Here is a 9,920-nt window from a genome sequence, read left to right on the forward strand (position 1 = left end):
CGGTCAGACTACGCGAAGGGTTACCGATTAGCTCATCTGGCGATGCCCGCGGTAACCGATTCTTGACGTCATCGTCCGCCGAGCAGCCCCAGCAGCCCGAGCGAGCCCAGCAGATCGTGCCGCTCCCGTGACTCGGCGGCCATGCGGGCGGACGCGCTCGGCTCGGGCAGCGCGCGGCACCCGGCGTCCCGTGCCGGCAGCGAGCCGTCACTCAGGTACGCCGACAGGTGCCCGTCCACGCACTGGTTGCCCCCCAGCGACACGCCGTGGTTGCCGCCCTGCTCGACCACCAGGCGGGAGCGCGGGAAGAGACGGTGCATGGTCAGCGCCCCCCGGTACGGTGTCGCGGCGTCGTCACGGGACTGCAGGATGAGGATCGGCGGCAGCTTCGCCGACCCGCGCACGTTGACCGGCTCGCCACCGCGTACGGGCCAGAACGCGCAGGGAGCGTTGTACCAGGCGTTCGGCCAGGTGAGGAACGGCGCGCTGCGGTGCGACCTGGTCATGTCGGCCCGCCACTTGTCCCAGTCGCGCGGCCAGCGGGCGTCGCGGCACTGGACGCCCAGGTAGACGGCGTAGCTGTTCTCGTCCGCGGCGTCGACCTTGCCGTGCTTGTTGTAGAGGTCGACCAGCCCCTGCACCTCGCCCTTGCGGACGTAGGCCGACCAGGCCGCGGCGAACGCGGGCCAGACCTTGTCGCTGTATCCCGTGATGGTGAAGGTGTCGTCGAGTTCGCTCGGCCCCACGATGCCGCCGGCCGGGCGCTCGCGCAGCCGGTCGCGCATCGCGTAGTAGGCGAACAACGTCTGCCTGGTGGTGGCGCCGAGCCGGTATACGGAGTTGTGCTCGGCGGCCCAGCCCAGGAAAAGGCGGTGGCGGCGTTCGAAGGCGCCGTTCTGCCTGAGGTTGGACTCGTACCAGACCGTGGTCGGGTCGACGACGCTGTCCAGGACGAGCCGCTTGACGCGCTGCGGGAAGAGCGTGGCGTAGACGGCGCCGAGGTAGGTGCCGTACGAGTAGCCCAGGTAGCTGATCTTCTGCTCGCCGAGGGCGGCACGGATGGTGTCCATGTCCCTGGCGGAGTTCTCGGTGGTGAGGTGCGGCAGCAGCCAGGCCCAGCGGTTGCCGCACGCGTTGGCGTACGCGGCGGCCCGGCTGAGGAGCACCCGCTCCTCGGCCCGCCCGCGCGGCACGGCGTCCGGCCGCGGCGCCTTGTAGTAGGCGGCGGGGTCGACGCAGCGCATCGCCGGCTCGCTCGCGCCGACGCCGCGGGGGTCGAAGCCCACGATGTCGTAGCGGTCGCGCAGGTCGCCCGGCAGGTTCCTGGCGACGTAGGAGGTGAGGTTGCGGCCGGACGCGCCCGGACCGCCCGGGTTGACCAGGAGCGTGCCGAGGTGGTCGGCGTCCCGCGACGTCTTGGCCTTGATCCGGTTGATCGCCACCTTGATCTGATGTCCCCGCGGCTCGCGGTAGTCGAGCGGCACGCGTACAGTGGCGCACTCCAGTTCGGCCGGGGCCGGCTTCCCCGGCGCCTGCGGGCACGGCCCCCAGGCCACCGCGGCCACCACGGCCGGCGCGCTTCTCGCCGCGCCGGCCACCGCCGTCCCGTCCGCGCTCACTGTCCCGGCGACGAGCACCGCAGTTCCGGCGATGATCCTCACTACCCGATTCACCCGGCCCCCTCCCATGTCATAGGCCTTGCGATACTCCCCTAGGTGATCGGGTCATGACGCTGAGTATGGGGAAATGCTTGCCATCATGTAATGGATCTGTTGCAAGGAGTGACGTGCCGGTCGCGGAAAGCAGGAGATCCCGGGCCGATGGCGGGCCCGGGTCTCCGTGTGCGTCAGGGGCGGGTCAGCCGACCGTGACCTGGGGGCCGGTGTCGTCGTCGAGGTCGATCTCGACGCCCATCTCCTCGGCCAGCCGCATGGCCTCCTCGATCAGGGTCTCGACGATCTGCGACTCGGGCACGGTCTTGATGACCTCGCCCTTGACGAAGATCTGGCCCTTGCCGTTGCCGGAGGCCACCCCGAGGTCGGCTTCGCGGGCCTCGCCCGGCCCGTTGACGACGCAGCCCATCACGGCCACCCGCAGTGGGACCTTCATGCCCTCCAGCCCGGCCTGCACCTGGTCGGCCAGCGTGTAGACGTCGACCTGGGCCCGCCCGCACGACGGGCAGGACACGATCTCGAGCCCGCGCTCGCGCAGCCCGAGTGACTCCAGGATCTGGGCGCCGACCTTGACCTCCTCGACCGGGGGCGCGGACAGGGAGACCCTGATCGTGTCGCCGATGCCCTCGGCCAGCAGCGCGCCGAAAGCGACGGAGGACTTGATCGTGCCCTGGAAGGCCGGCCCAGCCTCCGTGACGCCCAGGTGCAGCGGGTAGTCGCACTGGGCGGCCAGCAGGCGGTACGCGTTGATCATCACGACCGGGTCGTTGTGCTTGACCGAGATCTTGATGTCTCTGAACCCGTGCTCCTCGAACAGCGAGCACTCCCACAGGGCCGACTCCACCAGCGCCTCGGGCGTGGCCTTGCCGTATTTCTGCAGCAGCCGCGGGTCGAGGGAGCCGGCGTTGACGCCGATCCTGATCGGCACGCCGTGCTCGGAGGCGGCCCTGGCGATCTCACCGACCTTGTCGTCGAACTTCTTGATGTTGCCCGGGTTGACGCGCACGGCCGCGCAGCCCGCCTCGATGGCCGCGAACACGTATTTGGGTTGGAAGTGGATGTCGGCGATGACGGGGATCTGCGACTTCCTCGCGATGAGGGGCAGCGCGTCGGCGTCGTCCTGGGACGGCACCGCCACGCGCACGATCTGGCAGCCGGAGGCCGTCAGCTCGGCGATCTGCTGCAGGGTGGCGTTGACGTCGGCGGTCACCGTGGTCGTCATCGACTGCACCGAGACGGGGGCGTCGCCGCCCACCGGCACGCTGCCGACCATGAGCTGGCGGGAGTGGCGGCGTTCGGCGAGCGGCTTGGGGCGCACCGCCGGAATGCCGAGAGCTACAGATGACATTTCAACCCTTACTGTGACGACGCTTTCAGTCTAGGTAGTTAGCGGGACTGCCCTGTTGTGAGTTCGGCCGCACGGGCGCGGGCCCAGGCGTCGGCGGCCAGCACCTCGTCGACGGAGCCGGCCGGGGTGACGTCGTGCTCCTCGACGATCTGCGCGACGGTGTCGACGATGGCCAGGAACGGCAGGCCACCCCGCATGAACGCGTCGAGGCAGGCCTCGTTGGCGGCGTTGTAGACGGCCGGCGCGGTGCCGCCCGCGCCGCCGACGCGCCTGGCCAGCGCGACGGCGGGGAACGCCTCGTCGTCGAGCGGCTCGAACGTCCAGGTGTGCGCCTTGGTCCAGTCGATGGGCCGGGCCGCGCCGGGAATGCGACGCGGGTGGCCGAGCGCCAGCGCGATCGGCAGCCGCATGTCGGGCGGGCTGGCCTGGGCGATGGTGGAGCCGTCGACGTATTCGACCATGGAGTGGATGATCGACTGCGGGTGCACCACGACCTCGATGCGGTCGAAGCCGAGGTCGAACAGCAGGTGCGCCTCAATCACCTCCAGCCCTTTGTTGACCAGGGTGGCGGAGTTGATCGTGATGGCGGGCCCCATCGACCAGGTCGGGTGGGCCAGCGCCATCGCGGGGGTGACGTCGGCCATCTCGGCGCGTTTCATGCCCCGGAACGGCCCGCCGCTGGCAGTGACCACGAGCTGCTTGACCTCCGCGGGGTCGTAGCCGTCGGGCCCCGCCGCCCACAGGCACTGCTGCAGCGCCGAGTGCTCGGAGTCGACCGGCAGGATCTGCCCCGGCTTGGCCAGTCGCTTGACCAGGGGCCCGCCGATGATGAGGGACTCCTTGTTGGCCAACGCGAGCGTCCTGCCGGACTCCAGGGCGACCAGAGTGGAGGTCAGGCCGAGCGCGCCGGTGATGCCGTTGAGCACGGTGTCGCACGGCCACGCCGCCACCTCGGCGACGCCTTCGTGGCCCGCGAGGACCGTGGGGTGCGCGCCGTGCGCGGCCAGCGCCTCCTTCAACGCCGGCACGGCCGAGGCGTCGGCCACCGCCACCGCCTCGACGCCGAACTCAGCCGATTGCCTGGCCAGCAGGTCGACCTTGCCACCCCCCGCCGCCAGCCCGGAGACCGTGAAGCCGCCCGGGTCGGCGGCGATGACGTCGAGTGCCTGCGTGCCGATCGAGCCGGTGGAGCCGAGCACGACGACGGAGCGGAGGGTCTGTTCATGCACCCGTCCATTGTCCCCGCTGCGTGGCGTACTCGGGCACGAGGCCCCGATCAGCCGCAAAGTACCTGACTTATGTGACGGGAGATAACTCAGTTGATTCGTGCCGGAATATCGCCATATCGGATCGCGCAAACCCTGAGAAATCTGGATATTGATGCCGCTACCTTCCAAGCTCACGTTCGATTTCGGGAGGTACGTAATGCACCGCAAAGTTGCTCTGATTTCCGTCCTGGCCCTCGCCGCGGGAAGCGCCGCCCTGCTCCCGGTGAGCGGGGCGCAGGCCGGCGTACAGGTGCGTCCTGAGCCCGCGCAGAAGGCGGCGGCGGATTCGGCGTCCGAGCGGCGCCAGGTCCTGACGTACTGGACGGAGCGGCGCATGGAGGCCGCCCCGCCGCTGGACGCGCCCGGACCCAAGGCCGGGGCGAAGAAGGCCATGGCGCAGCCCGCCGAAGGCACCCCGTGGACCGCCCCGCCCAGCGGCGCCTCGAAGAGCCGCGCCGCGTTGCAGGCGGCGAGGTCGTCGGGCACGCCCTGGACGAAGGGCGGCGCCGTCGTGAAGACCACGGGCCGGGTCTTCTTCACCACGCAGGGGCGCAACGCCTCATGCTCGGGCTCGGCCGTGACCAGCGCGAACAAGAGCGTGGTGCTGACCGCGGGCCACTGCGTGAAGATGGGCGGCGCCTTCCACACCAACTGGGTGTTCGTGCCCGGCTACGACAACGGCAGGCGCCCCTTCGGCACCTGGGCCGCCACCCGGCTGCTGACCACGCCGCAGTGGAACGCCCGCGAGGACATCAACTTCGACATCGCCGCCGCGGTGATCGCGCCGCTGGAGGGCAAGACGCTGGTGGACGTCGTGGGCGGCCAGGGCGTGGCGTTCAACCAGCCCAGACGGCAGCAGATGTACGCCTTCGGCTACCCGGCGGCGGCGCCGTACGACGGGTCGAAGCTCATCCACTGCAGCGGCCGCGCCTTCGACGACGTCGCGCTGTCGAAGGACCACGGCCTGACCTGCAACATGACCGGCGGTTCGAGCGGTGGCCCGTGGATGCTGAACTTCAACGAGTCGACCGGTCTCGGCACGCAGAATTCGGTGAACAGCTTCAAGTACAACTTCGCCCCGAACTGGATGTTCGGCCCTTATTTCGGAAACGAGGCTCAGGCTGTCTACCAAGCGGCACAAAACACTAACGCCGTCTGAGCAACTCACCGAAAGTAGTCACAAGAACACATGTCGTGGTGCAGACTCAGGGAGCATGACCCTGAGCACCCCCATGCTCGCGAGGGCCCCGCTCCTCGCGGGGCTGATCGGCTCCGCGCTCCTCGGCGCGGCACCGGCACCGCAGCAGGCCGAACGCCCCGTCACCGCGTCTGTCCCGGGCAGCGGGCCCGCCTCCATGGACGAGCGGGTCGTCCGGCGGGTCGTCCGGCAGGCGGGGATCGTCGAGCACGTGGCCGCGCGCACACCGGCCGACCAGCAGCGGGTGCTCGACTACTGGACGCCGCAGCGCATGGCCAGGGCCCTGCCGATCGAACTGCTCGGCCTAGCCACGAGCGGCAAGGGCCTGCTGGGCGATCTGACCGGCGGGCGCGCGCTCCCCGGCCTGCCGGGCGGGCCCGGCCGCGCGGCGGAACCGGCCGAGCCTCGCCACCACGCGGCCGCCGCGCCGAGCGCCGCCACAGTCGGCTCCCGCTGGGGTGCGGGCGGCCTCGTCGCCAGGACGACGGGCCGCGTGTTCCTCACCGTGGCCGGCGCGGACTTCGTCTGCTCGGCCAGCACGGTCAGGAGCGCCAACAAGGACCTCGTGGTCACCGCAGGTCACTGCGTCAAGGACGGCGCCGGCGAGTGGGCGGCGAACTGGACGTTCGTCCCGGGCTACAGGTCCGGCGGGAAGGCGCCGTTCGGGCAGTACACCGCCCGCCGCATGTTCGTCGCCGGCCCGTGGTCGCGCAGCGGCGACGACAACTACGACATCGGCATGGTCGCCCTGGCCACCTCACGCGGCAGGCACGTGGCCGACGTGGTCGGCACCCAGGAGATCGCCTTCAACGCGCCGCGCGGCGGCCAGGCGTTCGGCTTCGGCTATCCCGCCGACCCGCCGTACAACGGCAGCCACCTGGTCTACTGCGCGGGACGGCTGCGGAACGACCCGCACAAGCAGACCCGCGACCAGGGCCTGGGCTGCGCCATGACGGCGGGCTCCAGCGGCGGCCCGTGGATGACCACATTCGACCCGGGCACCGGCAAGGGCACGATCACGTCGCTGAGCAGCTTCAAGTACAGCGACGACCAGCGCACGATGTACGGCCCCTACCTCGGCGACGCCGCCAAGGCCCTCTACACCATGGCGGGACGCGCCTGACCACCCGAGGGGACGGTCACTTCAGTTCCGACTCCAGCAGGCCCATCATGAGGAAGTCGTGCCGCTTCCCCTTGGTGCGGAACGCCTCACGCCGTCGGCCCTCCTCGACGAACCCGACCCTGGTGTACGTCCGCACGGCCGCCGTGTTGTCGGCCACCACCCAGAGCGTCACCCGGTGCAGACCCATCTCCTCGAAGGCGTACTTGCAGATCACGCGCAGCGCGTCCGTCGCGTAGCCGCCTCCCCGGTGATCGGGGTCGCCGATGGCGATGCTCTCCAGAGTGGCCTCGCCATGGACGAAGTCGGTCTCGCCGAGCACGACGTAGCCGATCAGCCGCCCGCCGTCGAGCGTCTCGACGCCCAGCGTCATCTGCTCGAAGGTGTTGCGCGGGCGGTTGGCGCCCTTCTCCATGTTCTGGGCGAGGGAGATGGGCGGCGAGCCGTTCATCCACCGCCCCACCTCCGGATCGTGATACCACCGCCACAGAGGTTCACTGTCGGCTGGTTCGAGGGCGCGCAGGCGCACGCGGTCTCCGGTCAGCATGAGATCTCCGATAAGTAGACAGGCCACGTCTACCAGGGCGCCGACAGGCGGAGCAACGGCTTTTCCCGCGTCCTCAGAGTGTCAGCCCGGTCAGCACCATGACCTTCTCGTAGGTGTAGTCGGTCATCGCCGCGCGCAGCCCCTCGCGTCCGACGCCCGAGTCCTTGACCCCGCCGTACGGCATCTGGTCGGCCCGGTACGACGGCACGTCACCGACGATCACGCCGCCCACCTTCAGCTCCCGGTTGGCCCGGAAGGCGGCGTCCAGCGACCGCGTGAACACCCCGGCCTGCAGGCCGTACTTCGAGTCGTTGACCATCGCGTAGGCCTCGTCGACCGACGCGGCGGGCTGAAGGATCATGACCGGCCCGAAGACCTCCTCACGGACGACCTTGGCGTCGTGGGGCACGCCCGCCAGCACCGTAGGGGCGTAGGACGTGCCCTCGCGGATGCCACCCGCGAGCACCTCGGCGCCCGCGGCGACGGCCTCGCCGACCCACTGCTCCACCCGTTCCGCGGCGGCCTCCGAGACGAGCGGGCCCACCTGGGTCTTCTCGTCGGCGGGGTCGCCGGTGACGAGCCCCTTGACGGCCGGGACCAGCCGCTCGACGAAGGCGTCGTAGACCGGCTGCTCGACGATCACCCGCTGCACGGCGATGCAGCTCTGTCCGCCCTGGTAGTTGGAGTAGAGGGCGATGCGCTGGGCGGCCCAGTCGAGGTCGGCGTCGGCCAGCACGACGGCCGCCGCGTTGCCGCCCAGTTCCAGCGTGACGTGCTTGCGCGGCACCTGGTCGGCGATGGCGTAGCCGACGGGCGCGGAGCCGGTGAACGACACCACGGGCAACCTCGGGTCCTGCACCAGGCCGGCGGCGCGCTCGTTCGGCACCGGCAGCACCGAGAACATGCCGGCGGGCAGGTCGGTTTCGGCCAGGATCTCGCCCAGCAGCAGCGACGACAGCGGCGTGGCGGGGGCGGGCTTGACGACGACGGGGGCGCCGACGGCGATGGCCGGGGCGACCTTGTGCGCGACGAGATTGAGCGGGAAGTTGAACGGGGTGATCGCCAGCACGGGCCCGTACGGGACGCGCGACACGTACGCCAGGCGCCCGGCCGCGGCCGGCTCGGTGTCGAGCCGCTGCGCCTCGCCGGACCAGCGGCGGGTTTCCTCGGCGGCGAAGCGGAACGTGGCGACGGCCCGCGTCACCTCGCCGCGCGCCCAGAAGATCGGCTTGCCGTTCTCTGCGGTGATCAGCCGGGCGATCTCGTCGGCCCGCTCCTCGATGCGCCGCGAGACGTGGGCCAGCGCCTCGGCCCGCGCGTGCACGGGCAGCGCGGCGGCCTGCTCGGCGACCGCGTGCGCCGCCGCGACGGCCTCCTCGACCTGCGCGTCCGTGGGCACGGAATGGCGGCCGACCTCGCGGCCGTCGTGGGGGTTGGTGACGGTGAGCTCGGAGTCCCCGGTCGCTGGGCGGCCGGCCAGCCAGAAGGTACGCACGTCCATAGTCCTGACGTTATGCGAAGCGGACGTTCGGGGGTTACACCACGGTGCACAAGACTCCCACGAGACCTCACCGTTAAGTACAAGCCCTGTTGTATACCCATGATGTAACGGAACTAGACCCAATTCGGGATGTTTACCATGCGGAGTGGTTTGAGCGATCGTCGCTCTGGCTAAGTCATCGGATGCGGGTCTCCAGCGTGGTGGGCCCTCGATCAGAAAGGCGTGGGCCCCGTGACCGAACACCGTGAGGTCACAAGGACGCATAGCTCCTTGGCCGCTGAGGAGGTCTCATGATCTCGGCGCCGCTCGGGCTCCAGGGCGCCTACCTCAAGGGAGAGCGCGCCAGCCACGACGAACTCCGCTCCTACCTCCTCGACGTGGCCGTCAACCTCCTCGAATCAGACGGCCCCGACAGCCTCACCATGCGCAGGATCGCCGCGGAGGCAGGGTGCACGACGACCGTCATCTACACGATGTTCGGCAACCGGGAGGGCCTGGCGGAAGCGCTTTATCTGGAGGGGTTCGAGCGCTTCCGCCGCTACCTGGAGTCGGTGCCGCAGCGGCGCAGCCCGTTCGAGCACCTGACCGCGCTCGCACCCGCCTACCGTCAGGCGTGCCTGTCCGAGCCCGGCTACTACAGCCTCATGTTCGAGCGGGCGATCCCCGGTTTCGAACCCAGCGAGCGCGCGAGAACCCTCGCCCGCGCCGCACTCAACATCCTCGACCGCGTGATCGCCGACTGCATCTCCGCCGGCTACCTGGTCCCGACCCAGCCCCGCAAGATCGCGGACGCGCTGTGGGCGGCGGCCCAGGGCGCGATCAGTTTGGAGCGTGCCGGGCACCTGCGCGACGGGCGCACGTTCGAGGCGGTCACCATGGCCACCATCTGCTGTTACCAGGTCGACAAGCAGGCCTGACGAAGGGTTGCGCGGCCCGCCGCCGACCGGTCAGCGGCGGGCCGCCTCAAGGGCGAACCACAGCTCGGCGCGGACGCCCGGATCGTCGAGGTCGCGGCCGAGCAGTTCGGCCACCCGTTTCATGCGGTAGCGCAGCGTGTGCCGGTGTACGCCGAGCCGCTGCGCCGCCGCGTCCCAGTGGCCGTTGCTCTCCAGGTACGCGCGCAGGGACTCCACGAGTCCGGCCCGGGAACCGTACCCGGCGAGGGGAGCCAGCAGCGCGGCCGAGAATGCCTGGGCGTCCGCCTGATCGAGCAGCCCGAGCACACCCTGCCCTGCCAGCTCGGCGAACCGCACCACCCGCCCCCT

At 70.4% G+C, this 9,920-nt stretch carries 9 protein-coding genes; 3 read left to right on the forward strand and 6 right to left on the reverse strand.

Features of this window, described 5'->3' with window-relative positions:
- Nucleotides 1–68: 68 nt before the first annotated feature.
- The 3 genes from GUY59_RS30290 to dxr all read right to left on the reverse strand — a co-directional run bounded on the left by GUY59_RS30290 (nt 69) and on the right by dxr (nt 4,250).
- Nucleotides 69–1,673: an alpha/beta hydrolase gene (locus GUY59_RS30290; RefSeq protein ID WP_171055484.1), complete on the reverse strand. Its 1,605-nt coding sequence runs from the start codon at nt 1,671–1,673 to the stop codon at nt 69–71.
- 184 nt (nt 1,674–1,857) lie between these two features.
- Nucleotides 1,858–3,021: a flavodoxin-dependent (E)-4-hydroxy-3-methylbut-2-enyl-diphosphate synthase gene (gene ispG / locus GUY59_RS30295; protein WP_138203440.1), complete on the reverse strand. Its 1,164-nt coding sequence runs from the start codon at nt 3,019–3,021 to the stop codon at nt 1,858–1,860.
- A gap of 38 nt (nt 3,022–3,059) precedes the next feature.
- Nucleotides 3,060–4,250 (reverse strand): 1-deoxy-D-xylulose-5-phosphate reductoisomerase, encoded by a 1,191-nt coding sequence (gene dxr, locus GUY59_RS30300; RefSeq protein WP_138203441.1) that lies wholly within the window; start codon nt 4,248–4,250, stop codon nt 3,060–3,062.
- Nucleotides 4,251–4,446: 196 nt separating this feature from the next.
- Here dxr and GUY59_RS30305 point away from each other — a divergent pair, with 196 nt between their 5' ends.
- Together GUY59_RS30305 and GUY59_RS30310 are read left to right on the forward strand one after the other, a co-directional pair.
- The gene (locus GUY59_RS30305) at nt 4,447–5,448 is read left to right on the forward strand and encodes a trypsin-like serine peptidase (RefSeq protein WP_138203443.1); all 1,002 of its coding nucleotides are present in this window, start codon (nt 4,447–4,449) and stop codon (nt 5,446–5,448) included.
- A gap of 55 nt (nt 5,449–5,503) precedes the next feature.
- On the forward strand, nt 5,504–6,610 hold the full coding sequence (locus tag GUY59_RS30310) for a trypsin-like serine peptidase (RefSeq protein WP_171055485.1): 1,107 nt from the start codon (nt 5,504–5,506) through the stop codon (nt 6,608–6,610).
- 16 nt (nt 6,611–6,626) lie between these two features.
- Here the strand turns inward: GUY59_RS30310 and GUY59_RS30315 are convergent, their stop codons facing one another.
- Complete coding sequence (locus GUY59_RS30315) at nt 6,627–7,154, reverse strand: GNAT family N-acetyltransferase (RefSeq protein ID WP_138203445.1); 528 nt, start codon at nt 7,152–7,154, stop codon at nt 6,627–6,629.
- Between the two features lie 73 nt (nt 7,155–7,227).
- On the reverse strand, nt 7,228–8,655 hold the full coding sequence (locus tag GUY59_RS30320) for an aldehyde dehydrogenase family protein (protein WP_132340592.1): 1,428 nt from the start codon (nt 8,653–8,655) through the stop codon (nt 7,228–7,230).
- Between the two features lie 290 nt (nt 8,656–8,945).
- On the opposite strand from GUY59_RS30320, the gene GUY59_RS30325 reads away from it, so the two are divergent.
- Nucleotides 8,946–9,572, forward strand: a complete 627-nt coding sequence (locus GUY59_RS30325; protein ID WP_138203447.1) for a TetR/AcrR family transcriptional regulator — start codon at nt 8,946–8,948, stop codon at nt 9,570–9,572.
- A 30-nt stretch (nt 9,573–9,602) separates the two neighbouring features.
- On the opposite strand, the gene GUY59_RS30330 is transcribed toward GUY59_RS30325, so the two are convergent.
- Nucleotides 9,603–9,920 (reverse strand): PucR family transcriptional regulator (locus GUY59_RS30330; RefSeq protein WP_161714774.1); only part of this gene is annotated, 318 nt, incomplete at its 5' end.

Source organism: Nonomuraea sp. K271, from assembly GCF_009908215.1.
GTDB lineage: Bacteria > Actinomycetota > Actinomycetes > Streptosporangiales > Streptosporangiaceae > Nonomuraea > Nonomuraea longispora.